25 protein-coding genes and 2 tRNA genes are annotated in these 26,153 nt (G+C 64.7%); 15 read left to right on the top strand and 12 right to left on the bottom strand.

All coding sequences use genetic code 11. The annotated features are described in order from the left end of the window. Window positions 1-72: 72 nt before the first annotated feature. From ACEN9G_RS17105 to ACEN9G_RS17080, 6 genes are all read left to right on the top strand, one after another. Entirely contained in the window at window positions 73-993 is a 921-nt protein-coding gene (locus ACEN9G_RS17105) for a peptidylprolyl isomerase (protein WP_413343635.1), read from the top strand. Window positions 994-1,208: 215 nt separating this feature from the next. Beyond that, complete coding sequence (locus ACEN9G_RS17100; protein WP_483126781.1) at window positions 1,209-1,337, top strand: hypothetical protein; 129 nt, start codon at window positions 1,209-1,211, stop codon at window positions 1,335-1,337. A gap of 65 nt (window positions 1,338-1,402) precedes the next feature. Continuing rightward, entirely contained in the window at window positions 1,403-3,376 is a 1,974-nt protein-coding gene (mutL, locus tag ACEN9G_RS17095; protein ID WP_483126780.1) for a DNA mismatch repair endonuclease MutL, read from the top strand. Between the two features lie 8 nt (window positions 3,377-3,384). After that, window positions 3,385-4,338, top strand: a complete 954-nt coding sequence (gene miaA, locus ACEN9G_RS17090; RefSeq protein ID WP_413345623.1) for a tRNA (adenosine(37)-N6)-dimethylallyltransferase MiaA — start codon at window positions 3,385-3,387, stop codon at window positions 4,336-4,338. A gap of 86 nt (window positions 4,339-4,424) precedes the next feature. Then, window positions 4,425-4,501: transfer RNA gene (locus ACEN9G_RS17085), tRNA-Met, on the top strand. A gap of 59 nt (window positions 4,502-4,560) precedes the next feature. Beyond that, window positions 4,561-4,637, top strand: a tRNA-Met gene (locus tag ACEN9G_RS17080). A 48-nt stretch (window positions 4,638-4,685) separates the two neighbouring features. Here ACEN9G_RS17080 and ACEN9G_RS17075 read toward each other — a convergent pair. Both ACEN9G_RS17075 and ACEN9G_RS17070 read right to left on the bottom strand, forming a co-directional pair. Beyond that, the gene (locus ACEN9G_RS17075) at window positions 4,686-5,114 is read right to left on the bottom strand and encodes a hypothetical protein (protein ID WP_483126779.1); all 429 of its coding nucleotides are present in this window, start codon (window positions 5,112-5,114) and stop codon (window positions 4,686-4,688) included. Between the two features lie 322 nt (window positions 5,115-5,436). Continuing rightward, window positions 5,437-6,441 (bottom strand): IS110 family RNA-guided transposase, encoded by a 1,005-nt coding sequence (locus ACEN9G_RS17070; RefSeq protein ID WP_413346122.1) that lies wholly within the window; start codon window positions 6,439-6,441, stop codon window positions 5,437-5,439. A 177-nt stretch (window positions 6,442-6,618) separates the two neighbouring features. Here ACEN9G_RS17070 and ACEN9G_RS17065 point away from each other — a divergent pair, with 177 nt between their 5' ends. Beyond that, on the top strand, window positions 6,619-7,605 hold the full coding sequence (locus ACEN9G_RS17065) for an IS5 family transposase (RefSeq protein ID WP_413339684.1): 987 nt from the start codon (window positions 6,619-6,621) through the stop codon (window positions 7,603-7,605). A 459-nt stretch (window positions 7,606-8,064) separates the two neighbouring features. Here the strand turns inward: ACEN9G_RS17065 and ACEN9G_RS17060 are convergent, their stop codons facing one another. After that, window positions 8,065-9,018 (bottom strand): LysR family transcriptional regulator, encoded by a 954-nt coding sequence (locus ACEN9G_RS17060; protein WP_413341213.1) that lies wholly within the window; start codon window positions 9,016-9,018, stop codon window positions 8,065-8,067. A gap of 92 nt (window positions 9,019-9,110) precedes the next feature. Here ACEN9G_RS17060 and ACEN9G_RS17055 point away from each other — a divergent pair, with 92 nt between their 5' ends. Then, window positions 9,111-10,280: a mandelate racemase/muconate lactonizing enzyme family protein gene (locus ACEN9G_RS17055; protein ID WP_413341197.1), complete on the top strand. Its 1,170-nt coding sequence runs from the start codon at window positions 9,111-9,113 to the stop codon at window positions 10,278-10,280. A gap of 3 nt (window positions 10,281-10,283) precedes the next feature. On the opposite strand, the gene ACEN9G_RS17050 is transcribed toward ACEN9G_RS17055, so the two are convergent. From ACEN9G_RS17050 to ACEN9G_RS17030, 5 genes are read right to left on the bottom strand one after another with little or no spacing between them, the layout of a single operon-like run. Further along, window positions 10,284-10,610 carry a putative signal transducing protein gene (locus ACEN9G_RS17050; RefSeq protein ID WP_413341199.1) on the bottom strand — a complete coding sequence of 109 codons (327 nt, stop codon included), beginning with the start codon at window positions 10,608-10,610 and terminating at the stop codon, window positions 10,284-10,286. 12 nt (window positions 10,611-10,622) lie between these two features. Continuing rightward, on the bottom strand, window positions 10,623-11,921 hold the full coding sequence (locus ACEN9G_RS17045; protein WP_413341200.1) for a DUF445 domain-containing protein: 1,299 nt from the start codon (window positions 11,919-11,921) through the stop codon (window positions 10,623-10,625). 19 nt (window positions 11,922-11,940) lie between these two features. Then, on the bottom strand, window positions 11,941-13,101 hold the full coding sequence (locus ACEN9G_RS17040) for a CaiB/BaiF CoA transferase family protein (RefSeq protein ID WP_413341202.1): 1,161 nt from the start codon (window positions 13,099-13,101) through the stop codon (window positions 11,941-11,943). After that, window positions 13,101-14,222: an acyl-CoA dehydrogenase family protein gene (locus ACEN9G_RS17035; RefSeq protein ID WP_413341204.1), complete on the bottom strand. Its 1,122-nt coding sequence runs from the start codon at window positions 14,220-14,222 to the stop codon at window positions 13,101-13,103. The genes ACEN9G_RS17040 and ACEN9G_RS17035 overlap by 1 nt, the downstream gene beginning before the upstream one ends. Window positions 14,223-14,232: 10 nt before the next feature. Next, entirely contained in the window at window positions 14,233-15,414 is a 1,182-nt protein-coding gene (locus ACEN9G_RS17030; RefSeq protein ID WP_413341206.1) for a lipid-transfer protein, read from the bottom strand. A gap of 94 nt (window positions 15,415-15,508) precedes the next feature. On the opposite strand from ACEN9G_RS17030, the gene ACEN9G_RS17025 reads away from it, so the two are divergent. Both ACEN9G_RS17025 and ACEN9G_RS17020 read left to right on the top strand, forming a co-directional pair. After that, entirely contained in the window at window positions 15,509-16,144 is a 636-nt protein-coding gene (locus ACEN9G_RS17025; protein ID WP_413341208.1) for a TetR/AcrR family transcriptional regulator, read from the top strand. Window positions 16,145-16,202: 58 nt separating this feature from the next. Then, window positions 16,203-17,894 (top strand): cation:proton antiporter domain-containing protein, encoded by a 1,692-nt coding sequence (locus ACEN9G_RS17020; protein WP_413341210.1) that lies wholly within the window; start codon window positions 16,203-16,205, stop codon window positions 17,892-17,894. Here ACEN9G_RS17020 and ACEN9G_RS17015 read toward each other — a convergent pair. After that, entirely contained in the window at window positions 17,871-18,455 is a 585-nt protein-coding gene (locus ACEN9G_RS17015) for a copper chaperone (protein WP_483126778.1), read from the bottom strand. The genes ACEN9G_RS17020 and ACEN9G_RS17015 overlap by 24 nt on opposite strands. Before the next feature lie 2 nt (window positions 18,456-18,457). Then, the gene (locus ACEN9G_RS17010; RefSeq protein WP_413346162.1) at window positions 18,458-19,234 is read right to left on the bottom strand and encodes a DUF899 domain-containing protein; all 777 of its coding nucleotides are present in this window, start codon (window positions 19,232-19,234) and stop codon (window positions 18,458-18,460) included. Between the two features lie 85 nt (window positions 19,235-19,319). Here ACEN9G_RS17010 and ACEN9G_RS17005 point away from each other — a divergent pair, with 85 nt between their 5' ends. Together ACEN9G_RS17005 and ACEN9G_RS17000 are read left to right on the top strand one after the other, a co-directional pair. After that, window positions 19,320-20,540, top strand: coding sequence for a helix-turn-helix domain-containing protein (locus ACEN9G_RS17005; RefSeq protein ID WP_483126777.1), 1,221 nt, complete (start codon window positions 19,320-19,322; stop codon window positions 20,538-20,540). 9 nt (window positions 20,541-20,549) lie between these two features. Then, on the top strand, window positions 20,550-21,179 hold the full coding sequence (locus ACEN9G_RS17000; RefSeq protein ID WP_413337394.1) for a Vgb family protein: 630 nt from the start codon (window positions 20,550-20,552) through the stop codon (window positions 21,177-21,179). A 201-nt stretch (window positions 21,180-21,380) separates the two neighbouring features. On the opposite strand, the gene ACEN9G_RS16995 is transcribed toward ACEN9G_RS17000, so the two are convergent. Continuing rightward, window positions 21,381-23,345, bottom strand: a complete 1,965-nt coding sequence (locus tag ACEN9G_RS16995; RefSeq protein ID WP_413337395.1) for an AAA family ATPase — start codon at window positions 23,343-23,345, stop codon at window positions 21,381-21,383. Window positions 23,346-23,855: 510 nt separating this feature from the next. Between ACEN9G_RS16995 and ACEN9G_RS16990 the strand changes: the two genes are divergently transcribed. Beyond that, window positions 23,856-24,128, top strand: coding sequence for a hypothetical protein (locus ACEN9G_RS16990; RefSeq protein ID WP_413337396.1), 273 nt, complete (start codon window positions 23,856-23,858; stop codon window positions 24,126-24,128). A 79-nt stretch (window positions 24,129-24,207) separates the two neighbouring features. Here the strand turns inward: ACEN9G_RS16990 and ACEN9G_RS16985 are convergent, their stop codons facing one another. Further along, a complete protein-coding gene (locus ACEN9G_RS16985; protein WP_229411994.1) occupies window positions 24,208-24,693 on the bottom strand; it encodes a DUF1697 domain-containing protein in 486 nt (161 codons plus the stop codon). A 203-nt stretch (window positions 24,694-24,896) separates the two neighbouring features. Between ACEN9G_RS16985 and ACEN9G_RS16980 the strand changes: the two genes are divergently transcribed. Beyond that, window positions 24,897-25,229 (top strand): hypothetical protein, encoded by a 333-nt coding sequence (locus tag ACEN9G_RS16980; protein ID WP_413337397.1) that lies wholly within the window; start codon window positions 24,897-24,899, stop codon window positions 25,227-25,229. Beyond that, window positions 25,226-26,068, top strand: coding sequence for an HDOD domain-containing protein (locus ACEN9G_RS16975; protein WP_413337398.1), 843 nt, complete (start codon window positions 25,226-25,228; stop codon window positions 26,066-26,068). Before ACEN9G_RS16980 ends, ACEN9G_RS16975 begins: the two co-directional genes overlap by 4 nt. Window positions 26,069-26,153: the final 85 nt, after the last annotated feature.

Raw genomic sequence — 26,153 nt, 5'->3', positions numbered from 1 at the left:
TTATTTTACAGATTACAATTGTCATCACACCACCCACGACCCCGGCCCGCCACAAGCGGCAAGGAGACGACATTGAAGAAGGCCTATTTCCCCTTCCGGCACACGATTCTCGCCGCCACCTGCACCCTCTTCGCGGCGACGGCCGGCGCCAGGGAACTCCCGCCGAAGCCCGGCGTCGCCGACATCGTCAAGGCATCGAAACCGTCCGACTGGCGGCCCCTCGACCCGGACAACACGCTGTACATGGAACTCCCGTTCGGCCGCGTCGTCATCGAACTGGCGCCGACGTTCGCGCCGAACCACGTGAAGAACATCAAGGCGCTCGTGCGCGAGCATTATTTCGACGGGCTGGCCGTCGTGCGCGTGCAGGACAACTGGGTCGTGCAATGGGCCGATCCGAATGAAGACAACGACAACGCCCGTCCGGTAAAAGGTGCGCAAAAAACGCTGAAGGCGGAATTTACGGTCCCCCTCAGGAACGACACCCATTTCACGCGCATGAAGGACGTCGACGGCTACGCGCCCCAGGTCGGCCATTCGAACGGCTTTCCCGTTGGCCGCGATCCGAAGACGGGCGAAACCTGGCTGGCGCACTGTTACGGCATGGTCGGCGTGGGCCGCGACAACGATGCCGACAGCGGCGGCGGCACGGCGCTGTATGCCGTCATCGGTCCGGCGCGCCACCTCGACCGCAACATCACGGTGGTGGGCCGCGTGATCTCCGGCATGCCGCAACTATCCGCCCTGCCGCGCGGCCCCGCGCCGATGGGGTTCTACGACAAGCCGGAGATGAACGTGCCGATCGCATCGGTTAAGGTGGCGGCCGACGTCCCGGCGGACCAGCGCAGCCGTTTCGAAGTGATGCGCACCGAGAGCGCCGTCTACCAGAGCGTCCTGGACGCCCAGCGCAACCGCGGCGGCCCGTGGACCAAGGTCACGGCCGGTCATCTCGACCTGTGCGCGGCGCCGATTCCCGTACGCGAGCAAAAATAGCCCTAATAAAATTACCCCAATTCGGGGTCAGAGCACGTTTTCCTGAAAATTCGGGGTCAGAGCACATTCTTTTTTGACGCGCTACGCGGGCCGATGCAACCTCGTCTCGCATGCGCTCACTGCAGCGCCAAAGCAAACTCGTGCTTGAGAACTATTGTCCAAAAAAGTGCTCTGACCCCGAAGTGGCGCCGAAATGTGCTCTGACCCCGAATTTGATGCGCACCGAGAGCGCCGTCTACCAGAGCGTCCTGGACGCCCAGCGCAACCGCGGCGGCCCGTGGACCAAGGTCACGGCCGGTCATCTCGACCTGTGCGCAGCGCCGATTCCCGTGCGGGAACAATAATTTAGCGTTTTGGCAAAAATCAAACAGTGGCAGTTTCGGGGCGTGCCGCGAGCTATAATTTACGGATGAACGCCCCGGCCCCCACCCACCGCCCCATCCAGCAGCTTCCCGACCAGCTCATCTCGCAGATCGCCGCCGGCGAGGTGGTCGAGCGGCCGTCCGCCGTGGTGAAGGAGTTGCTGGAAAACGCGCTCGACGCCGGCGCCACGCAGGTCACGGTCCGGCTCGAGGAAGGCGGCGTCAAGCGCATCGCCATCACCGACAACGGCCGCGGCATCCCGCCCGAGGAATTGCCGCTCGCGCTGGCCCGTCACGCGACGTCGAAGATCGCGTCGCTGACCGACCTCGAGAACGTAAACACGCTCGGCTTCCGCGGCGAGGCGCTCGCATCGATCGCGTCCGTCGCCGCCGTCAAGATCACGTCGCGCACGCACGGCGCCGCGCACGCGTGGGAAATCGTCGGCTCGCACCAGGGCACGGTGTCGCCGTCGTCCGGCCCGTTCGGCACGACGATCGACGTGCAGGACCTGTATTTCAATACGCCGGCGCGCCGCAAGTTCCTGAAGTCCGAGCAGACCGAATACGGCCACTGCGCCGAAGTCGTGCGCCGCATCGCGCTGGCGCGGCCGGACGTGTCGTTCAGCCTGACCCACAACGGCCGCACGATCGACCACTGGAACACGAGCGAGTCGGCCAAGCGCAGCGCGCAGATCCTCGGCGGCGACTTCGCCGAGGCCCGCCTGCAGCTCGACGAAAGCGCCGGCCCGCTGCGCCTGCACGGCTACGTCGGCCTGCCGACGGCATCGAAGGCGCGCGCCGACAGCCAGTATTTTTATGTCAACGGCCGCTTCGTGCGCGACAAGCTGCTCGTCCACGCCGTGAAAGCCGCGTACGAGGACGTGCTGCACGGCGACCGCTTCCCGTCCTACGTGCTGGCGCTCGAACTCGACCCGGCGATGGTCGACGTGAACGTGCACCCGTCGAAGATCGAAGTGCGCTTCCGCGACAGCCGCGCCGTCCACCAGTTCGTGTTCCACGCCGTGCAGCGCGCGCTGGCCAAGACGTCGGCGACCGCGCACGGCGATACGCCCGCGCCCGTGAGCGCCGCCGAGATCACGCCGTCGTCCACGTCGCTCGGTGACACGCCGTCCTGGCGCCGTCCGCACGAGCAGACGTCGTTCGGGTCGCAGCTGGCATCGCCCGCCTGGACCTCGGGCTCGGGCGGCGGCGGCGGTGGCGGCGGCGGTTCGCGTGCCTCCTCGACGTTCTCGCCGTCCCCGTTCCCGCCCGGCAGCCGCTGGGATGCGCCGACGGGCGCCGGCGTCCCGCAACGCACCGCGGACTATGGCGCGCTGTTCACCGGCGCGCCCATGCCTTCATCGCAACCGCCCGGCGTGCAGGAAGCGCCGCTGCCGGAAACGACCAGGCCCGCGTCCGACGACGACTTTCCGCTCGGCTTCGCGCTGGCCCAGCTGCACGGCATCTACGTGCTGGCGCAGAACCGCAAAGGGCTGGTCCTCGTCGACATGCACGCCGCGCACGAACGCATCCTGTACGAACAGCTGAAGAACGCGCTCGACGCCCAGGCCGGCGGCGAGCAGATGCAGGTCCAGCAGATGCTGATCCCCGTGACCTTCTTCGCCGACGCCATCGAAGTGGGCACCGCGCAGGAAGAACACGAGACTTTGACGTCGCTCGGCTTCGACATCGCGGCCGTGTCGCCGACGACGCTCGCCGTGCGCGCCGTGCCGACGCTCCTCAAGAACGCCGACGCGCAAACGCTCGCGCGCGACGTGCTGCGCGACGTACGCGAATTCGGCGGCTCGCGCGTGCTGATCGAGCGCCGCAACGAACTGCTCGGCACCCTCGCCTGCCACACGGCCGTGCGCGCGAACCGCATCCTCACGCAGCCCGAAATGAACGCCTTGCTGCGCCAGATGGAAGCGACGGAACGCGCCGACCAGTGCAACCACGGCCGCCCGACCTGGGTCCAACTCGAAATCGCCGCGCTCGACAAGCTGTTCCTGCGCGGCCAGTAAAGCATCAGATGACATCGCAACACAAACCGCTGGCGGTAGCCATCATGGGCCCGACCGCGTCCGGCAAGACGGCAGCGGCGCTCACCATCGCCACAGAGATCCCCGTCGAGATCATCTCGGTCGACTCCGCCCTCGTCTACCGCGGCATGGACATCGGCACGGCAAAACCGTCGGCCGAGGAACTCGCGAGCGCGCCCCATCACCTCATCGACATCATCGATCCGCTCGACGCCTATTCGGTCGCGCAGTTCCGCGCCGACGCGATCCGGCTCGTGGCCGAGATCCAGGCGCGCGACCGGCTGCCGCTGCTCGTCGGCGGCACGATGATGTACTTCAAGGGCCTGAACGACGGCCTGGACGACCTGCCCACGGCCGATGCCGACGTGCGCACGCGCCTCGACGCGGAGGCCGCGCGCATCGGGTGGCCCGGCATGCACGCGAAGCTGCGCGAAGTCGATCCGGTCACCGCGGACCGCCTCGCGCCGAACGACGCCCAGCGCATCAACCGCGCGCTGGAAATTTTTGAACTGTCGGGCAAGCCGATGTCCGCCCTGCTCGCGCGCCGCGAGAAGCAGGAACTGCCGTTCGACCTCGTGCCGTTCGCACTGGAGCCATCGGACCGCGCGGTGCTGCACGAGCGCATCGCGCTGCGCTTCGACCAGATGCTGGGCAAGCGCGACGACAGCGGCATCGTGGCCGAGGTCGCGGGCCTGCGCGCGCGCGGCGATTTGAACCCGAACCTGCCGTCGATGCGCTGCGTGGGCTACCGCCAGGCGTGGGAATACCTCGACGGCACGATCGACCGCGCCCAGCTGCGCGAGACGGGCATCATCGCCACGCGCCAGCTGGCCAAGCGCCAACTGACCTGGTTGCGGGCGATGCCGGAGCGGATCGTGATCGATTGCCTGGGACCGGATCCGGCGCGCCGGATGCTTGATCATCTGGCCACGTTGCGAGGGTGAGACGATTCGTGCGAGGCTGGACAGGGTGATCCGGAGCGGGTAGCCTTGACACTTCCGGGGCCGAACGGCATAATGCACCCCGTTCTGGTGATATAGCTCAGTTGGTTAGAGCATAGCATTCATAATGCTAGGGTCGGTGGTTCAAGTCCACCTATCACCACCAAGGATTCAAGCGAAATGGCTTGGCTCATGCTGAGCCATTTTGTTTTAGTAAAGTTGTACGGTGATATAGCTCAGTTGGTTAGAGCATAGCATTCATAATGCTAGGGTCGGTGGTTCAAGTCCACCTATCACCACCAATTCAACGGCCCAGTTCGATGAACTGGGCCGTTTTCTTTTCTAAATAGTTATCGCACGTCTCGTTTTCGCGAAATCTTGCGTATCTCAGATTTTTTCTCCTGGTCGGCAGCATTGACGGCGTAATGCAAGGTTGATGACAATCGGCGCAGCTTGACGATACCTGTCGATATTGATATTGCTCCAATCGCAAACCCCGATACCAACGCCCCGCCCATTAGCTTAATCACACCCCCAAATTCTTGGGGCAGCTTTAGAAAATCCGATGCCACGATAATCAGTACGGCGGGTATTAGCATCGAAAATGGCTTGAGCACTTCCATCCATTTTTCGCGCGTCACGATTTCAGAATCAAGCCGAAGAAGCATGTGTTTTAATTCCGGCAATTTCTTCTTATCCAAATCGGAGACAACGCGCTTTTCCTCTTCAAAGCGTTTTTCCAGCCAATCCGCGATCCAACCTGCAGAATCGCCGAACATCTTCCGCTGGCGCCGCATCTCAAGGAATAGTTGAAGCACTAGGGAAGTGCTTATATGGACGCCTCCTGGAGTTCAAGTGATTTTTGACGCTGGTTGACAGTAAGGTCGCAGTCTTATATCCGGCCTGTCTGTGCAGGCTGGAGACCTGCTGGCCCTGATGGAATTCGCTGACGAGGTCCTCATCTGATTTACGAGCACTTGCGGCTCCAATTTCCCTACCAGGTTGTCCTCGTCCCGGTCCTACCTGTCCGCCATCATCTCTGATCGCTTGCGCTCCTTGAAGGTGAAAATGGTACTGCCAATGCGGACTCAAATTCCCCGATCACGCAGGTGCAGGGGCATTGAACCGTGTGCCGTGAGACAGGACTGCCCAAATCGTACGAGCCAGCTTGTTTGCCAGCGCTGCGACAACGACGCTGTATGGCCGGCGCTTGAGCAGGGCTTCAAGCCAAGGCGAGTGCCCACGTCGCGCTACGATCGCGCGAGCCCCATGCATGAGCAGGGTACGCAGATAGACATTGCCGCGCTTGCTTATCCCATGTTGTCGAACGCGTCCGCCTGTTCCAGTCTGTCGCGGTGCCAACCCGAGCCACGATGCGAATTCACGGCCGGATTTGAAAGTGGCGGGGTCGCCGATTGTCGCGACCGCGGCGGTCGCGGTGAACAAGCCGACGCCGGGGATCTCGATCAACCTCCTGCACTGCTCGGTCCTGCGCAGGGAGTCGGTCAATCGACGTTCGATCACTGCCATTTCCCGATCCAGGGATTGAACACGTGCCCACTGTTCCTGGAGGCTCACAACCAGCACTTCTGGCAGCCGCTCGGATGCCTCCGACAGAGCGTCGGCCCACGCCTTCGTCAGCGCGGGATACCCGGCCGGCAGCACGATGCCGAACTCATACAGGATGCCGCGTAACGCGTTGGTCTGCATGATGCGAAACTTCATCAGTTGCTCGCGCATGCGATGCAGGGCCAGGATGGTTTGTTGATGCTCAGTTTTCAGGGCCACGGTACGCGCCTCGGGCTGTTGGACAGCGGTCCAGATCGCCTTTGCATCAGCTGCGTCGGTTTTATTGCGCTGGACAAAGGGACGCACCGATTTCGGCGCCAACAGTTTGACTTGATGGCCGAGGACACTGAGCTTGCGCCCCCATTCATGGGCGCCGCCACAAGCCTCCATTGCGACGATAGCAGGTGCAAGCTGTGTGAAAAACGGGATAACCTCATTACGTTGCAGTTTCAAGCGCTTGACTTCGCCATTCGTATCAACAGAGTGGAGCTGGAACACGGTTTTGGCGATATCCATACCAATGACGAGCTGTTTCATGTCGAATCCCCCTGTCTGGTGAATGTCAGCTACTCTACTGCCTTCGACAATGCGTGCAAATCTCCTGCTCTGCCGGAGTCCGGGAGGAGGCGTCCATACCATCTGATTTAATCGCTGAGCTCCCCCGGCCGCCGGCGCAACTGGCACAATGACGCATCCCATCTTTCCAGCATTCCGATGAAGCAAACGAGTTTTTCCGACGCCGAGTTCGCAAGCAAGAAGAGACTGACGCGACGCGATCGTTTTCTGGCTGAGATCGAGTCCGTGACGCCATGGCCGGCGCTGGTGGCGGCGCTGCTGCCGTATTACCCCAAGGGCGAAGGTCGCGGTCGTCCGCCTGTGGGTCTGGAGCGAATGCTGCGCATGTACGTCGCGCAGCAATGCTTCGGCTTGTCGGACGAGGGCATCGAAGATGCGATCTACGACAGCCAGGCCATTCGCGGCTTTGTCGGCATCGACCTGACGCACGAGTCGGCGCCGGACGCGACGACCCTGCTCAAGTTCCGCCGTCTGCTCGAAAAGCATAACCTGACGCGCAGGATCTTCGATGAAATCAACGGGCATCTGGCTAGCAAGGGCTTGATGATGCGCGAGGGGACCATCGTCGACGCGACCTTGATCGCGGCGCCTCCCTCGACCAAGAACCGCGACGAAAAACGCGATCCGGAAATGCATCAGTCGAAGAAGGGCAAGAACTGGTTCTTCGGCATGAAGGCCCATATCGGCGTCGATGCCAAATCCGGCCTGACGCATACGCTCGTGACCACGGCGGGCAACGTGTCCGACGTCACGCAAGCCCACAATCTCCTTCATGGCGACGAAAAAATGGTGTTCGGTGACGCTGGATACCAAGGCGCCGACAAGCGCCCGGAGAACGCGGACAAGGCGGTCATCTGGCACATCGCGATGAAGCGCAGCGTGCGCAAGGCCATGAAGAAGAATCCGCTGGGCCGCGCCAAGGAAAAGCTGGAGAAGGCCAAGGCCAGCGTGCGCGCCAAAGTCGAGCATCCGTTTCACGTGCTGAAGAACCTGTTCAAGCATCGCAAGACGCGTTACCGAGGACTGGCGAAGAACACCGCGCAGTTGCATACCTTGTTCGCGTTCGCCAATCTGGTGCTGGCCGGCCGAACTTTTGGAAGCGCCCACGCCCGAACTCCGTCCTGAACCTGGAAACGTCCACCGTGGCGCGCCAAAACGCGTCTCGAGGCCCCGCACCAGACGCGAAAAATACCTGAATTCGACCACCTTGGCATCCGATGCTGGTTTGTCGTCTCGACTCGGGCGCAAAACCTATTTGTTCAGCACTTCCCTAGGGCCATGGGAAGTAGAGCAAGAGGGACAAATGCCATATAAATTAAGAACACCTTATCCCAAAACCATCCTGCTGCTGCTAGCATGGCCGCCAGGGCACAACAGATTGCCATAAAAACATTTATATACTTCAGCAAGGGAGGTTGCTCTTCCACTGCAGAAGGCAGAGCTTTCAGAATATCCGAAAAAGTCGACATGAAGACCCCAGCGTTGTTAGCGTTGACTACAAGCGTTACCGATATTAATACTCGGCGCGAACCAGTATAGCCACAGTGACACTTAGCATAAGTCATCATTTCGACGACAGCAGACCTACCTTATTTCCCGCATCATTTCTGACGGAATTTCCATCCCCTGCGCGAAATCAGCTTCCGACCGCCGGAAATGTTCGACCAGGAAATCGATGAACGCCCGCGTGCGCGCCGCCTGGTTCTTGCGGTTGAGGTAGTAGACGAACAAATCGGCCGCCGGCAAGGTGTACTGCGGCAGCACGATACGCAACCGGCCGCTTTTGACGTATTTGGCGAGGTCCCACTCCGACCGGATCAGGATGCCGTGACCATCCAGCGCCCAGCCCAGCACGATGTCGCCGTCGTTGCTCGACAGCGCGCCGTGCACCTTCACCACCTCGCTGTCCTCGCCCTCGTTGAAACGCCAGATGCCGTACGCGTCGTCGTTCTGGCGGTGCAGGATGCAGCGGTGGCGAGATAAATCCGCCAGCGTCTGCGGCTCGCCATGCTGCTGGAGGTAGCGCGGCGACGCGCACAGGAAGCGCCGGTTCGACAGCACGCGGCGCGCGGCCAGCCGTTTATCCGGCAGCGCGCCGAAGCGGATGGCGAGGTCGTAGCCGCTTTCCACCAGGTCGACGGGGCGGTCCGTCACGTCCAGCTGCACCTCGACCTGCGGATGACGCTTGGCGAAAGCCGAGACGATGGGCGCGATGGTCGTGCGGCCGAACCCGAGGCTCGCATTCACGCGCAGCAGGCCGCGCGGCGCGGTGCGGTTGCTCGCGACCGCGTCTTCCATCTCACGGATCGCTGCCAGGATGCGCGTCGCGTGCGCGAGATAGGTCTCGCCTTCGCTCGTCAGCGACAGCCGCCGCGTCGTGCGATTGACGAGGCGCACGCCCAGGCGCGCCTCCATCTGCGCCAGGCGTTTCGTTGCGGCCGGCGGCGTGAGGTCGAGGGCGCGGGCGGCCGCGGCCAGCGAGCCGTGGCGCGCGACCAGCACGAAGAATTCCATTTCGGAGGCGCCGTCAGTATTCACCGTCATTCAATAATCAATTCACACCCGGCGAATTATAAGAGGGCCGCGCGGACTTACCCTGCACGCTTGAACAACACGCCAGCGAGGCCGCCATGAGAATCGTCGAGATCCGCGAACAGACACTCCCCATCAGCTCTCCCATCCGCAATGCCTACATCGACTTCAGCAAGATGACCCTGAGTCTCGTGGCCGTCATCACGGACGTGGTCCGCGACGGCAAGCCCGTCGTCGGCTACGGCTTCAATTCGAACGGCCGCTACGGCCAGGGCAAGTTGATGCGCGAGCGCTTCATCCCGCGCATCCTCGAGGCCGATCCGGCATCGCTGCTGGACGACGCGGGCGACAACCTCGATCCGCACCGGATCTGGGACGCGATGTTCACCAACGAAAAGCCAGGCGGGCATGGCGAGCGCTCCGTCGCCATCGGCACCATCGACATGGCCGTGTGGGACGCCGTCGCGAAGATCGCGGACCAGCCGCTGTTCCAGCTGCTGGCCGACCGCTACGGCGACGGGCGCCCGCACCGCAACGTGTTCGTGTACGCGGCCGGCGGCTACTACTACCCCGGCAAGAATCTCGACAAGCTGAAGGACGAGATGCGCAGCTACATCGAGCGCGGCTACAACGTCGTCAAGATGAAGATCGGGGGCGCGCCGCTGGACGACGACTTGCGCCGCATCGACGCCGTGCTGTCCGTGCTGAAGGATGGGCAGAAGCTGGCCGTAGACGCCAACGGCCGCTTCGACCTCGACACGGCGATCGCCTACGCCAAGGCGCTGTCGCGCTACGACCTGTTCTGGTACGAGGAAGCGGGCGACCCGCTCGACTTCGAACTGCAGGCCACCCTGCGCAACTACTACGACAAGCCGATGGCGACGGGCGAAAACCTGTTCTCGATGCAGGACGCGCGCAACCTGGTCCGCTACGGCGGCATGCGGCCGGACCGCGACTGGCTGCAGTTCGATTGCGCCCTCTCCTACGGCTTGGTGGAATACCTGCGCACGCTCGACATGCTGCGCCGGCACGGCTGGTCACCCACGCGCTGCATCCCGCACGGCGGCCACCAGATGTCGCTGAACATCGCGGCCGGCCTGGGCCTGGGCGGCAACGAATCGTATCCCGACCTGTTCCAGCCGTTCGGCGGCTTCCCGGACGGCGTACGCGTGGAGGACGGCTTCATCACGATGCCGGACCTGCCGGGCATCGGCTTCGAAGGCAAGGCCGACCTGATCCGGGTGATGCGTCACCTATCCGGCGCGTAGAAATCAGTCGCCGCTCACGTCCGCATCCTCGCCGAGTTCGAACTCGCCGCGCGCGAACGCCTCCAGCACGGCCTGCGCCTGCTGCAGGTGGCCTTCCGGGACGAGGATGCGCACGCCGCCCAGCGCGGGCGCCAGCAGCATGTCCGTCTGCACGAGGTGGGCATCGGCCAGCACGGCCGGGATACCGGAGGCGACGAGGCAGCCCTGCACGAGGTTCGCTTCCAGCGGGATCAGGTAGCGCGCCACCTCCACCAGGTCGCGGCCCGGCAGGCGTGCCAGTTCGGGGACGCCGGTCAGCAGTCCGTCCAACGGTTCGTTCGATGCATGCATGACGAGCTCCTTTCAGGCCAGCGCGGACAACAGGTACAGCACGACGCCGATCAATCCGCCCACGATGGTGCCGTTGATGCGGATGTATTGCAAGTCCTTGCCGATGTTGATTTCGACCTGGTGCGACATCTCGCCACTATCCCAGTGTTTCACCGTGTCGGCGATGTGGCGCGTCAGGAAGCCAGCGAATTCCGGCGCGGCGCCGCGCGCCGCCAGTTCCAGGTTCTCGTTCAGCGCCGTGCGCAGCACGGGATCCTCGGCGAGCGTCCTGCCGATCCACGCGCCCGTCGCGACGATCCGGCGCCGCAGCACCGAGTCCTCCTTGTGCAGGTCGGCCTTGATCCAGCCTTTCAGGTCGCCCCACAGCGAACCGATGTAGCCGTTCACGGTGGCGTCGCCGATCAGGTGGCGCTTGATGTCCTCGCCCTTTTCGATGAAGGCCGGGTCGGTCTTCATCCGTTCGATGAAATCGTGCGTGAAGACGTCGAAGCGGCGCCGCAGCGGGTGCCCGGGGTCTTCGCTCACGCGCTTGAGGATGCCGGCCGCGAGCCGCACGGAGATGTCCGCGCCCTTGCGGCCGATGAGTTCCGACGGCAGCATCTTTTCCATGAACGCGTACTCGTCGCGCAGCCAGTCGACGATGCCCTGCGCGATGAAATCCTGCGTCTCCGGGTTCGCCAGCAGGTTCGCCAGTTGATCGATCCCCTCGTCGAGGATCTGCTGGTGGCGGCCGTCGCGCGTCAGGCTTTCCAGGATCGTGCCCGCCGTCTGCGACAGGTCGACGCTCTTGACCACACCGTGCACCGCACGGCGGATGAAATCCTGCACGGCCGCGTCCTCGATGACGTCGAGCGCGAAGCCGGCCACGCGCACGAGCGTGTCGCCCAGGCGTTCCGTGTTCTCCGGCTTCGTCAGCCAGTCCGCGACCTTCTGCGCCGGGTCGTGGCGCTGGATCAGGCGCACGATCGAATCCGTGTCGAGGAATTTGTCGCGCACGAACGCGGCGAGATTATCCGCGATGCGCTCCTTGTTGGCGGGGATGATCTCCGTGTGGCGCGACACGAACGGGATCGGGATCCGCTTGAACAGCGCGACGACGGCGAACCAGTCGGCCAGCGCGCCGACCATCGCGGCTTCCGCGAACGACTTCAGCAGCCCAATCCACCAGTTGCCGGGCCAGCGGGCGGACAGCAGAAGGGCGACGACGAACAGCACGGCGGCGCCGATGAAAAAGCCCAGCGCCAGGCGCTTGGACTGCCGAAGTTCCAGTTCCTTGTCAGGCTCGAGTTCTTTGGAAGGCAAAGTGTCCATGCCGCCATCGTAGCCCAGCCTAGACGATATTGTCGCGCCGCAGCGTGGCGATGGCGTCTTCCGTCCAGCCCCAGTCGGCCAGGATGGCGGCCCCGTCCTGCCCCGGCGCGGCCACCATCCCGGCCTGGCCCGGCGTGCGCGAAAAGCGCGGCGCGGGCGCCGGCTGGGTGACGCCGTCGACATCGACGAAGGTCTTGCGCGCGGCGTTGTGCGGGTGGCGCGGCGCCTCGTCCATGTCGAGCACGGGCGCGAAGCACACGTCCGTCCCCTCCAGCAACGCGCACCACGCGCCGCGCGGGCGCGTGGCGAACAGCGCCGCGAACCGCTCCTTCAGCGCCGGCCAGTCGTCCCGGTCCCATTGCCGCGCGAATGCCGGATCCGACGCGCCCGTCAACGCCAGCAGCCGCGCGTAGAACTGCGGCTCGATGGCGCCCACCGCAATGAACTTCCCGTCCGCGCAGGCATACGTGGCGTAGAACGGTGCGCCGCCGTCGATGAAATTCGCGCCGCGCGCGGCCGACCACGAGCCGTGCGCGCGCAGGCCGTACATCATGGAGCCCAGCAGCGCGGCGCCGTCCGTCATCGCGGCATCGACGACCTGGCCGCGACCCGATATCCGCGCTTCCAGCATGGCGCAGACGACGCCGAACGCCAGCATCATGCCGCCGCCGCCGAAGTCGCCGACGAGGTTCAATGGTGGAGACGGCGGCCGGTCGGCGTCTCCCATCGCATGCAGCATGCCGGACAGCGCCACGTAGTTCAGGTCATGCCCGGCCGCCGGCGCCAGCGGGCCGGTCTGCCCCCAGCCGGTGACGCGGCCGTACACGAGCCGGGGATTGCGCTCCATGCACAAGTCGGGACCGAGACCCAGTCTCTCCATCACGCCGGGCCGGAAGCCTTCGACGAGCGCATCGGCCTTCGTCACGAGGTCGAGCAGCAGCTGGCGCGCACGCGGGTGCTTGACGTCCAGCGCCAGCGAACGGCGGCCGCGCGCCATCACGTCGTATTTCGTGCCGAGCGTCGGATACGGATTCGGCGCCAAAGGATCCGGCTTGCGGTCGATGCGGATCACATCCGCGCCCATGTCGGCCAGCATCATGGCGGCGAACGGGCAAGGGCCGATGCCGACCATTTCGATCACGCGCAGCCCCGTCAAAGGTCCATGAGGTCGTTTGGCCATCACAGCGAGCGGGCGATGATTTCTTTCATGATCTCGTTCGCCCCGCCATAGATGCGCTGCACGCGCGCGTCCAGGTACATCTGCGTGATGGGGTAGTCGAGCATGTAGCCGTAGCCGCCGAACAGCTGCAGGCAACGGTCGACGATCTTGCACTGCAGGTCCGTGATCCAGTACTTGGCCATCGACGCGCGCACCGTGTCCATGCGGCCGGCGACGAGGTCGTCGACGCAGCGGTCGATGAACACGCGTGCCACCGTGGCCTCGGTCTTGCACTCGGCGAGCACGAAGCGCGTGTTCTGCATGTCGATGAGCGCCTGGCCGAACGCGCGGCGCTGGCGCGCGTGCGTGATCGTCAGGTCCAGCGCGCGCTCGATGCACGCCACGCCCGCCACGCCGACGATCGTGCGCTCGTACGGCAGCTCCGTCATCAGCTGGGCGAAGCCGCGCCCTTCCTCGCCGCCGAGCACGTTCTGCAGCGGGACGATGGCATCGTCGAAGAACAGCTCGCACGTGTCCTGGCCCTTCTGCCCCATCTTCTCCAGGATGCGGCCGACGCGGAATCCCGGATTGTTTGCCGTCTCCAGCAGCATCAGCGAGATGCCCTTCGCGCCCGCGGCCGGGTCGGTCCTGGCGACGACGAGGACCAGGTCGGCGAGATAGCCGTTCGAGATGAACGTCTTGGAGCCGTTCAGGCGGTAGCCCAGGTCCGATCGCACGGCCGTCGTGCGGATGCCTTTCAGGTCGGACCCGGCGCCCGGTTCGGACATCGCGATCGCGGCGATGATGTCCCCGGTCGCGAGGCGCGGCAGGTATCTGTATTTCTGTTCTTCCGTCCCGTGGTTCAGCAGGTAGTGCGCGACGATCGCGTGCACGTGCAGGCCGAACGCGGTGTCGCCGGCCAGCGCCAGCTCCTCGAACACCACGGCCTGGTGGGCGAACGTGCCGCCCGAGCCGCCGAAGTCGTCGGGCACGTCCGCGAGCAGCAGACCGAGTTCGCCGGCCTTTCTCCACAGCGCGCGGTCGACGTGCTGCTGCTCGCGCCAGCGCTGCTGGTGCGGCACGACCTCCGCGGCCACGAAACGGCGCACGGCGGCGCGGAAGGTGTCGAGTTCCGTCGTCATCGCCCGCCCCTCACACCTGATACAGCGTAACGACGCAGGCCCCGCCGAGCCCCAGGTTGTGCTGCAGCGCCGTGCGCGCACCCTCGACCTGGCGCGCGCCAGCCGTGCCGCGCAACTGGTGCGTCAGCTCGAAGCATTGGGCAAGGCCCGTCGCACCGAGCGGATGCCCCTTGGACAGCAGGCCGCCGGACGGATTCGTGACGACCTTGCCGCCATACGTGTTGTCGCCGTCGCGGATGAATTTATCGGCGCCGCCTTCCGGGCACAGGCCGAGCGCCTCGTACGTGATCAACTCGTTGTGGGCGAAGCAGTCGTGCAGCTCGACGACGTCCAGGTCGTCCGGTGCGATGCCCGCCTGCGCGTAGACCTTCTGCGCCGCTTCCCGGCTCATGTCGTAGCCGACGAGGCGCATCATGTCGTTCGAATCGAACGTGCCGGGACGGTCCGTCGTCATCGCCTGCGCGGCGATGTGGACGTCGGCGCGCAGGCCCCGCTTCTTCGCAAAGTCTTCGGACACCAGCACGGCCGCCGCGGCGCCGCACGTGGGCGGACAGGCCATCAGGCGCGTCATCACGCCGGGCCAGATCGCCGGCGCGTCGAGCACGTCCTGCATGCTGACCTCCTTGCGGAACAGCGCCAGCGGATTGTTCGCCGCATGGCGGCTGGCCTTGGCGCGGATGCGCGCGAACGCCTCCAGCGGCGTGCCGTATTTGTCCATGTGCGCGAGGCCGGCGCCGCCGAAGTAGCGCAGCGCGAGCGGGATCTCGGGCTTGCCGACGAGGCGGTCGGTGACGGCGTCGAAATCGTCGAACGGCGCGGGCCGGTCGGTGAACACGGACGCCAGCGCGCCGGGGCTCATCTGCTCGAAGCCCAGCACGAGCACGCAGTCGGCCGCCCCGCCCTGCACGGCCTGGCGCGCGAGGTACAAGGCCGTGGAGCCGGTCGAGCAGTTGTTGTTGACGTTGACGATCGGGATACCCGTCATGCCCACGCCGTACAGCGCCTTCTGGCCGCAGGTGGAATCGCCGTAGACGTAGCCGGCATAGGCCTGCTCGACGTCCTCCCAGCCGATGCCCGCATCCTCCAACGCGGCGCGCGCGGCCAGGGCTCCCATCTCGTGGTACGGGGCGCTCGCCCCCGGTTTGGCGAACGGGATCATCCCCACGCCGGTCACATGGACTTTGCGGCTCATCGTCGTCTCCTGTTTATTAGGTCAACCGACCTATCCGACGGATTATAGGTCAGCCGACCTTCTTCTCAAAGCATGCCGTGCGATAATGCCGGGCATGAAAGCAACGATCGACCAGACCCTGCGCAACAAACCGTCCCTCACGACCGAAAAAGGGTGGGAGCGCGTGCACGCGATCCTGCAGGCCGCGCGCCGGCTGCTCGCGGAGGATGGCTATGCCGGACTGTCGATGCGCAAGGTGGCGGCCGAGGCGGGCATGACCCTGTCGAACGTCCAGCACTATTACAACAGCAAGGACGTCCTGCTGGAGGCGGCCCTGCTGTCCACGATGGACGAGTTCCAGGCCAAGATGGACCGCATCTCGGCGGAGATGCGCGACCGCCCGCGCCTGGACCAGTTCCTGTCGACGACCGACATGTTCCTGGAAGAGATCACGGACCCGGTCACGCACGCGCTGTTCTTCGAGATCTGGGCACTGGCGTCGCGCAACGCGTTCGCGTCGAGCCTGATGGACCGCATGCTGGGGCGCGAGCGCAAGACCGTCTACAACCTGATCCGCGGGCTGAATCCCGCGATCTCCGACGACGAGTACATGCAGCGTGCGATCCTGATGGTGGCGCAGATCGAGGGGTTGATGCTGTTCCGCCTCGATCGCGAATCGCGGCGCGAACAGTTCATGGCCGTGCGGGCCGCGGTGCGCAAGGCGTTGCTGAATCTCGCCACGGTGCCGTAAGCGTCCTTCATTCGTCGTGTCGCGTATACTGGCCCGGTTCAACATATAAGGAGCCCGGATGCAGCACGACATCAGCCTGATCACTACCATCGCCGCCGCCCTCGGTCTCGGCCTGCTGTTCGGCATGCTGGCCGTGCGCCTGCGCCTGCCGGCCCTGGTCGGGTATCTGGCTGCCGGCGTCATCATCGGCCCCGCCACGCCCGGCTTCGTCGCCGACGTGCATCTCGCGTCGCAGCTGGCCGAGATCGGCGTGATGCTGCTGATGTTCGGCGTCGGGCTGCATTTTTCGCTGGACGACCTGCTCGAAGTGAAAGGCATCGCCCTGCCCGGCGCCATCCTGCAGATCGCGGTGGCGACCCTGCTCGGCATCGGCCTCACGCACCTGTGGGGCTGGGATCTCGGGGCCGGCCTCGTGTTCGGCCTCGCGCTGTCGGTCGCGAGCACCGTGGTACTGCTGCGCGCGCTGGAAGACCGGGGTGAACTCGATTCCTTCAACGGCCGCATCGCGGTCGGCTGGCTCGTCGTGGAAGACCTCGTGACGGTGCTCGTGCTCGTGCTGCTGCCCGCGCTCGCCGGCCCGCTGGGCGGCAAGGGCGAAGGCGGCTCGCTGTGGCTCTCGCTCGGCAAGACGCTGCTGCAAGTGGGCGCGTTCATCGCGTTCATGCTGCTCGTGGGCCGCAAGCTGTTCCCGTGGTTCCTGTGGCGCGTGGCGAAGACCGGCTCGCGCGAGCTGTTTACCCTGGCCGTGATCGCGGCGGCCGTCGGCATCGCCTACGGGTCGTCGCACCTGTTCGGCGTGTCGTTCGCGCTGGGCGCCTTCTTCGCCGGCATGGTGCTGCGCGAATCGGAGCTGAGCCACCGCGCGGCGGAAGAGACGCTGCCGCTGCGCGACGCATTCTCCGTGCTGTTCTTCGTCTCCGTCGGCATGCTGTTCGACCCGCGCGTACTCGTGGAGAGCCCACTGGAAGTGCTGGGCGTCGTCGCCATCATCCTGGTCGGCAAATCGCTCGCCGCGTTCTTCCTCGTGCTGGCGCTGCGCTATCCGCTCAACACGGCGATCACGGTCTCGGCCAGCCTCGCGCAGATCGGCGAATTCTCGTTCATCCTGGCCGCCCTCGGCATCTCGCTCGGCCTGCTGCCGGAGATGGGCCAGAACCTGATCCTCGCGGGCGCCATCATCTCGATCGCCGTGAACCCGCTGATGTTCAAGCTGGTCGGCCCGCTGCAGAACTGGGTGCTGGCGAAATCCGACCACGCGCGCAAGATGGCGCGCTCGCCCGACCCGCTGGCCGAGCTGCCGATGACGGTCACGCACGAGCGCCTGACGGGCCAGGTCGTGCTGGTCGGCTACGGCCGCGTGGGCAAGCGCATCGCGCAAGAGCTGGACCGCGAGGGCATCCACTACGTCGTCGCGGAACAGAACCGCGACATCGTCGACCAGCTGCGCAAGCGCGACCAGCCTGCCGTGGCGGGCAACGCGGCGGAACCGGCGGTGCTGATCCAGGCCCACATCGCGCGCGCTTCGATGCTCGTGATCGCGACGCCGGACACCTTCCACGTGCGCGCGATGGTCGAAACGGCCAAGGCGCTGAATCCCGAGATCCGCTGCGTGGTCCGCACGCACAACGAGGAAGAGGCGCGCCTGCTGCGCGAAGAGACGGGCGGCACGGTGCTCGTCGGCGAACACGAACTGGCGCGCAGCATGACGCGACACGTGCTGGATGGGTTAGCGCTCGCGCAGGCGCACTGATTCCGCGGCCACGAGGACGACTGCGCAGACCATCGTGCTGCGCTCCATGATGCCGGCAGCCAGCAGCGCGACGGTCAAGCCCGAGCACCGCCTGACACAATGCGCTCCCAGGCACGCGCCGTGCCGCAACGCCGCGGCGCAGACGGGCGGACCAGGCAGCCCCGGATGCAGCGGCCGCCGGCGCCACGCTGCCAGATGCCAGGCGGCGCCCGCCACGCCGGCCACCGCCGCCAGCACCGGCATCATGCGCGCCAGCGCGGGCATGGCCAGCAGCGCCCGCGCGACGGCCGCACCGGCCAGGTACACGGGCAGTCCAGACGCCATCCACGTCGCGGCCCAGGCCAGGCCGGCGATCGCCGTGAGCAGGAACGCCTTTCCCTCCCCGGCCAGCGTGGCGCGGTAGTTCAGCAACGGCGCCACGGCGAGCGGCAGCATCATCGGCACCATCATCGCGGCCCACATCCCGATGAAACCGGCGGCGGCGCCGAGCCACGACTGGCCGCACACCGGCAACCACATCGCCGCCATGCTCCACCCGCCGGGCATCGGGATCTGTCCCATGATCACACGGGATACTCGTCGTGCCGCCGCCACCAGACGCCTTTTTCGTTGCGGCCTTTCGGTGCACGATCCAGCCATGGGTACATGCCCCACAGCGCGTCGAGGCCGCGCGCGTACGTCGAATACGTGTGGTACACGACGCCGTCTTCCTGCACGAAGGCGCTCAGGCCCGGACGCTCGCGCGTGTAGGTGGCGAGGTCGGTGCCGGTCGATACGGCCTGCAGCGCCGCGGGACTGGTGCCGTCCCGCAGCGGCAGCGGCAGCGGCAGCGGCGGCTCGCGGCGGTAGTTGTACTCGATGACGCCTTCGCGCTGTTGCGTCTCCGAAAACCAGACGTTGAAATCGGCGTTGAAATCCGCCTCGCCGGGAAGCGCAGTCGCCCACGGGAACGTCCAGCCCATGCGTTCCTTGTACGCGCGCAGTTTCGCCTGCGGCGCACGCGACACGGACGTCAAGAGCACGTCGTGATTGGCCAGGTGCGTGGCGATGCCGTTGAAGCCGTCGGCGATCGCCGAGCAGGATGGGCAGCCCGCCGTATAGTCGACCCCGAACATGAAATGGTAGACGAGCAGTTGCGACCGGCCCTGGAACAGGTCGGCCAGCGCCACGTTGCCCGCTTCGGTCTCGAAGCGGTAATCCTTGTCGATGCGGACCCAGGGTAACGCTTGCCGCTGGCGCGCCAGCTCGTCGCTGCGGTGCGTGAGCTCGCGCTCCGCTTCCCACAGCCGCAGGCGTGCGGCCAGCCATTCGTCCCGGGTTCCCGCTTGATGAGTGCTCATCGTTTTCTCCTGTTGGTTGAAGGTGCGGTGCTATATTAGGGACGACCTACCACCCTGCGAGAGTGACAAATTTGGCGCGATTCCGATGGACTCGATGATCACGGCGGCCGCCCTGGCGCTGGCACACGGCGACCCGCTCGGCGCCCTCTCCCGCGTCGCCCTGCGTGACGACGCGCCCGCGCTCGCATTGCGCGGCATCGCGATGGCGCAGCTGGGCGATCTCGCGCGCGCCCGCCAGCTGGTGCGCCGCGCCGCCCGCGGATTCGGCGCGAAGGAAGCCGTGGCGCGCGCCCGCTGCCTGCTCGCCGAGGCCGAGATCGCACTCGCCGTGCGCGACCTCGATGCCTGCACGGCGCTGCTCGCCGACGCGCAGCGCACGCTGGACGCGCATGGCGACCACACCAATGCCGCGCATGCCCGCTACCTGGAGATCCGCCGCCTGCTGCTGACGGGCCGCCTCATTGACGCCGAGCAGCGTCTGGCCGCGCTCGACCCGGCCGGCCTGCCGCGCGCCCTGCGTGCCGCGCACGAGCTCACCGCGGCCGGCATCGCGATGCGCCGCATGCGCGCCCACGCGGCGCGCGCAGCGCTCGCCCGCGCGGACGCCCACGCGCGCGCCGCCGGCATCGCCGCGCTGGGCGCCGAGATCGAATGGGCCGCGCGCCTGCTCGATGCGCCGGCGGCGCGGCTCGTCACGCCGGAAGGCCCGCGCGACGTACTGCTCGACGAGGTGGAGCGGCTGATGTCGTCCACGGCACTAGTCGTCGACGGCTGTTTGAACGCCGTGCACCACCTCGGCACGGCTATCCCGCTGGCCCGGCGCCCGATCCTGTTCGCGCTGGTCCGCACGCTGGCCGAGGCCTGGCCGCAGGATGCCGCGCGCGACACGTTGATACTGGCCGCCTTCCGCATCCGCCATCCGGACGAGACGCACCGCGCCCGCCTGCGCGTCGAGATGGGCCGGTTGCGGACGTTACTGCGCGGCGTCGCCGGCGTGCGCGCCACGCCGCGCGGTTTTCAACTGGTGCCGCACGATGGCCACGACGTCGCCGTGCTCGTCCGGCCCGGCGACGACGACCACGCGTCCGTGCTGGCCCTGCTGGCGGACGGCGAGGCGTGGTCCAGTTCCGCGCTCGCGCTGGCACTGGGCACGAGCCAGCGCACCATCCAGCGTTCGCTGGAAGCGCTGGCGGGAAGCGGCAAGATCCAGGCGTTCGGCCAGGGCCGCGCGCGCCGCTGGTCGATGCTGCCGTTGCCCGGTTTCGCGACAACTTTGTTACTCCCGACCGCACTCGGCGTTCCCTAGAATGACCGCATGAAAACGACAACCGCCCACATCGTCCGCGAATACGGACCCTACGACAACAAGCCCGGCGTGCACGGCGTCTCCTTCGACGGCAAGCAACTGTGGTTCGCGTCCGGCGACCACGTGAATGCCGTCGATCCGGCCAGCGGCGAACTGCGCCGCTCACTTGCCGTCCAGGCGCATGCAGGCACGGCCTTCGACGGCCGCTACCTGTACCAGATCGCGGACAGCCGCATCCAGAAGATCGACCCGGCTACAGGCACGGTCCTGTCGAGCATCCCGACGCCGGAAGGCGGCGGCGCGGGCCTTACGTGGGCCGAAGGCTCGCTGTGGATCGGCCAGCACCGCGCGCGCAAGATCCACCGCCTCGATCCGGAGACCGGCGCGATCCTGCACACGATCGAATCGAAGCGCTTCGTCACGGGGGTGACGTGGCTGAACGGCGAGCTGTGGCACGCGACCTGGGAAAACGAACAGAGCGACCTGCGCCGGGTCGATCCGCGCACGGGCGACGTGCTGCAAACCGTCGACATGCCGCCCGGCGTGCTGGTATCCGGTCTCGAGTCCGACGGCGTCGACCGTTTTTATTGCGGCGGTGGGGGCAGCGGCAAGATCCGCGTCGTGCAAAAGCCGGAATAAAAAAAACGGCGGACATCGCTGTCCGCCGCATTAACTTGAGTATCACCTCAAGACCATCAAACAACCGGGCACGTCGAAAAACCTGCTACGCGTTGCAGATTCCGTCTGCGATGCTCGCTGTACTCTCGTACAGCTGCGCTTCTCAACAAAATCTGCTGCCGCTCGCGACGGTTTTTCGAGGTGCCCTACCACCAAACCTTTTCAGGCCACTGCTGCCTCTTCGGCGCACAGCTTCAGGCTGGCGTGACGCGGCGCGTTCAGGCCGGCCATCAGCGCGTCCTGGTGCTCTTCCAGCAGGGCGAACACGGCATCCTTCGACAGCACGTACTGCTCCAGCAGCGTGTCCTTGATCGACACGATCACCTCTTCGTAGTCGCGGATCGAATTCAGCGTGTAGTTATAGAGCTCGTCCGATTTCTCCTCGACCTGGCGCAGCGTGTGCTCGCCCGACGCGTCGTTCTGCAGCTGGCTGTAGTCGATCTTGGCGCGCGAATACATCGACAGGCGGCCAACCATCAGGCTCAGCATCTTCGTGATCTTTTCGATGTCGTTCTGGCTACCCACCGAGATACCGCGTGCGCCGTAGAACAATTCCTCCGCCGCGACGCCGCCGTACAGGCCGATCACGTCGCGCTCCAGTTCTTCCAGCGTGCGCAGCGACATGTCCTCACCGGACTGCAGCACATAACCCAGCGCACCGATCTTGGACACCGCTTCCGTGCTGATCTTCAGCAGATGCGACTTTTCCTTGACCTCGCTCAGGCTCATGCCGGCGCGCAGGAACGGGTCGATCTGCATGAAGAAGTGGCCCAGTTCGTGCACGGCGATGCGCTCGCGCTGCTTGAGCTTCTCGGCCGTCGTGGCGCGGTCGGTCAGGCCGATCGTGGCACGCTCGTAGGCACGGAACAGCAAATCGGTATTGATGATCGCCTTTTCCTGGATCGAAATCATCGACGCGCGCTCGACCACGGTCTCCAGCAGTGCCGGGCTCAGGTTCTGGGTGATTTCCGCGACCTGGTCCAGATCGAGGTCGTTCCAGTCCACGAGACCTTCTTTCTTGCGTGACAGGAAGCTGCGCAGGAGTTCCTTGCGCTCGCCCTTGTTCGGCAGGCGGAAATTGATCTTCACGGAGAAGCGGCGCAGCATGGCTTCGTCCATGTCCGTCGACGCATCGTCGAAGTTCGAGGCCACGACCCAGATCACGCCCTGGCCCTTGTCGCTCTTGACGCCGTCCAGCAGGCCCAGCAGGGTGTTGGCGGTGTCGTCTTCCCATTTCTTTTCGCTGCGGCCGCGCGGCATGAACAGGCTTTGCGCTTCATCCAGGAAGATGATGCAGCGGCCCTTGCCCGACGCCTTGCGGTACAGGGCGTTCAGCGCCTTCGAACCGCCGCCGACGTAGCCCGATTCCAGCGCCGAGCCGGACGCCTGGATCAGCGGGATGTCGAGGCGCTTGGCCAGGTAGCCCACCAGCTTGGTTTTACCGGTACCGGCCGGCCCCGTCAGCATGACGTTGAACGGCTTGTCGATGTTGTGCTCTTTGTACAACTCGCGGTTGCGGATCATGTCTTCCAGGTGCAGCACTTCCTGCTTGATGTCTTCCATGCCGATCAGGTCGTCCAGGCTGCCCTTCAGCTTGTCCGGCGTGATCATCTGGCTGCTCATGCCCATGCCCGGGATACCGAATTTCATGGCGTACAGGATCACCAGCAGCACCGTGATGTCGAGCGCATGGCGCTTCAGGAAGTCGACGATGTCGGCACCGACGCCTTCGCCTTCGTCCTGCAGGACGGCCTTGTGCGACGCCAGGTATTCATCCTTGGCGATCGAATACGGGATGGCGTTCTTCAGCAGCACTTCGCGCTCCAGCGACAGGTGCGACGTGCTCGGCACCTTCACCACGTGCAGTTGCGGCGCATCCTTGTACTTGTAGATATAGCGCGGCGAATCCGACAGCGGCTTCGCGACGAGCAGGTAGTCGAGACGATCCTTCTGGGCAGCCAGCTGGGTGATCTCGGAGATATTCTGCGAGTAGACGACCGGCGACGGATCTTGCGGGATATCGGCCTTGTAGATTGCCCAGCCCGTCAGCACGCCGAGCAGTACGGCGGTCAGAATCCGGACATAAACATTCTTAAAAGCAATTTGAAGTCGAGCAAAATTGGGCATATCGGTACTCTTACAAGGTCGAAGGTGCGTGATACGGCATGTGTTATTACGTGCCTTCCGGAGTGCCGAGCGGACGCGAAAGGCGGCGGTGCGGGGACCGCGGGGTATTCAAACGTGTGCGTTTGATATTGTTTTGATGCCCGAAGGCAATGGGGATATGGAGACTATACTCGCAAAGAAAAGCGACGTGTATACCGTGCGGTGAAAAAATTTTGAATCGCAACACGGCTGATCAAATTGACATCAGATTTCATTGTCCATCCCATACATTCAATAAATAAATCGCAATAAGTTGTCTCGTATTTAGCGTTTTATCAATAGCCAATCGATTAATTAATTGCATTTGTTTTATTTAAAAATGATTAATTTTGCCATCTGTTTATCGTGCTTTAACGGCACGTAACGGACGCAATGCATGGCGCATTTTTGCTATGCTGGGATCATCCGCATGACGCCGCCAACGGTCATGCGGATTACGTACCCCACAGTCAGACGATGCATGGATAAGGAATGACCGTGAAACGATACGCACTTGCCGCAACGCTCAGTCTCTTGATGGGTGGCGCCGTCCAGGCTGCCGCCATTGACCTCGACAACAGTCACGCCGTGCTGCGCATGCGGGGCGTGACCGATCTGTCGACGGTAAATCACAACGAAGTGGTGGCGCCGCCTTCCCCTTCGATGTCCGAACTTCCGGAACCGGAAGTGTTTGCCATGATGCTGGTCGGCCTGATCCTGATCGGTTACCGGGCCAGCCGTGACAGCAGCGAGAAATTCAAATAAGGAAAAGAAAGACTTTTCCGCATGACGCGGAAATGTTGATCGACGGCGCCGCAAGGCGCCGTTTTTCCTGGTTTGCAGCTCAGGCCGGCAATTCCTGGCACAGCGTATGGAGTTTGCTCAGCGTCGCCCAATTGCGCGTTGTCGTCGCATCGCCCAGTTTCTTGCCCAGTGCGGCCACGACCGGACTGTCGAGAATGCCCTCCGGGCACCAGACATAGGCCGCGCGCTCGCCCAGCGCCATCGCCCCCGGCCGCCAGTCCTGGCCGCACAGCGTTTCGACGGCCTCGCGCGAATGGGGTCCGGCGAGAATGAACGTCAGCAGGCGGGAATGGTCCGTTGCCTGGTCGAGCAAGGGATTGGAAGCAATGATCGCATCGAGGTCATCGCAACTGAGCACGACGGTGCGGGATGCGACACCGAGCTTGAGCACGAGCGCTTCCTCGATTTCGGCCGCGACCGTGTCATGTGGCTTGGCCGGACCGGTGAACACGACGTTGCCGCTGTTGAGGAGACTTCGCACGTGTTCGTAGCCGAGATCCGCGATCAGCTTGCGCAGGTCGGCCATGGCGATGCGTTTCGCCCGCCCGACATTTACGCCTCTTAATAAAACAATGTAGCGTTTTCTAGTCATCCAGGCATGGTACGGCGCCCGAATTAGATAAGCATTAAGACACCGGCTTACAACACCGGGGCCCGCAGGCGCTCACACCCTCCTTACCGGATGGTAATATTCAATCCATTGTAAAAATTAAATTAAATGAGGGAAGCATGAGCGGTCCTTTCCACCTGACGCCGCTGGCCGAGACCCGACCGGGCATGGTGTTGTCCGACGTCGTGCGCGACGGGAAAGGCAATGTGTTACTGGCACAGGGCATTGTGCTGACCGAATCCATGCTGGCGTCGCTGGGACGGCATGGCATCGACATGTTGCCGATCCTCCAGGCGACACCCGAACCGCTGCCCATCGATCCGGAAGCGGTCCAGGCACGGCTCGATCACATCTTCCGCAAGCACGACCGCGACGACCTCGGCGACTGGGCCACCGGGATCCTGCGGCGCTACGTGGAAGACTACCGCCTGCAGCGCGAGGTGAACCCATGAACCGCCTGACACCCGAACAACTGGCCGCCGGCGTGCAAGACTTGCCGTCGCTGCCCGCCGTCGTCATGGAATTGCTCAGCAGCATAGAGCAGGAAGACATCGACATCTCGGTGCTGGCAAAAAAAGTGTCGTACGACCAGGCCTTGACCGCAAAAACGTTGCGTCTGGCCAATTCCTCGACGTATGGCCTGCAAGTGAAGGTCACGACGATCCAGCAAGCCATCACGTTCCTCGGCTTCCAGACGACGCGCAACCTGATCACGGCGGCCGCCATCACGGGTTGCTTCCCGAGCGGACGCTGCGAGGGCTTCCACGACAAGGCGTTCTGGCGCCATTCGATCGCCACGGCCGCGTGCGCCCGTGCGTTGGCGCGCCGGATGCGTTTCAACCAGGACATCGCCTTCACGGCCGGTCTGCTGCATGACATCGGCCGGCTCGTGCTGGTGACCGGTCATCCGGACGCCTATGCCCAGGTCGTGGCCTGGCACGCGCACCACGGCGGCGACTGGCAGGACGCCGAACAGGCGGTCCTCGGTATCGACCACGTCGACGCGGGGGTCGCACTGGCCGACCACTGGAATTTCTCGAGCACCATGCGCCAGGCGATCGCGTACCACCACGCGCCCGACATCCACGGCGCGGGGTTCCTGGCAACGATCGTGCACGTGGCCAACGCCATCGTGCACGCACTCGACCTGGCCGGCGACGACGAGGAACTGGTGCCGCGCGTATCCAGCGTGGCCTGGGATGCGATGGGATTGAATGAAGAAGCCTATCTGCACCTGTTCCGCGAAACGGAACTGCAGTTCGGCGAAATGTCGACCATCCTGATGGCTTGAAAAGGGCCGATCAAGCCCAGGATGATCGATCGTGACGGCAGCGAAGGGTTGCTTCGCTGCCGGGTCTGTCCGAAGGCATGACAGG

The sequence above is a fragment of the Massilia sp. Masssp94 genome, assembly GCF_059491305.1.
Note: the sequence above shows the minus strand (reverse complement) of the source record. Positions and strands in the feature narration are given on the sequence as shown.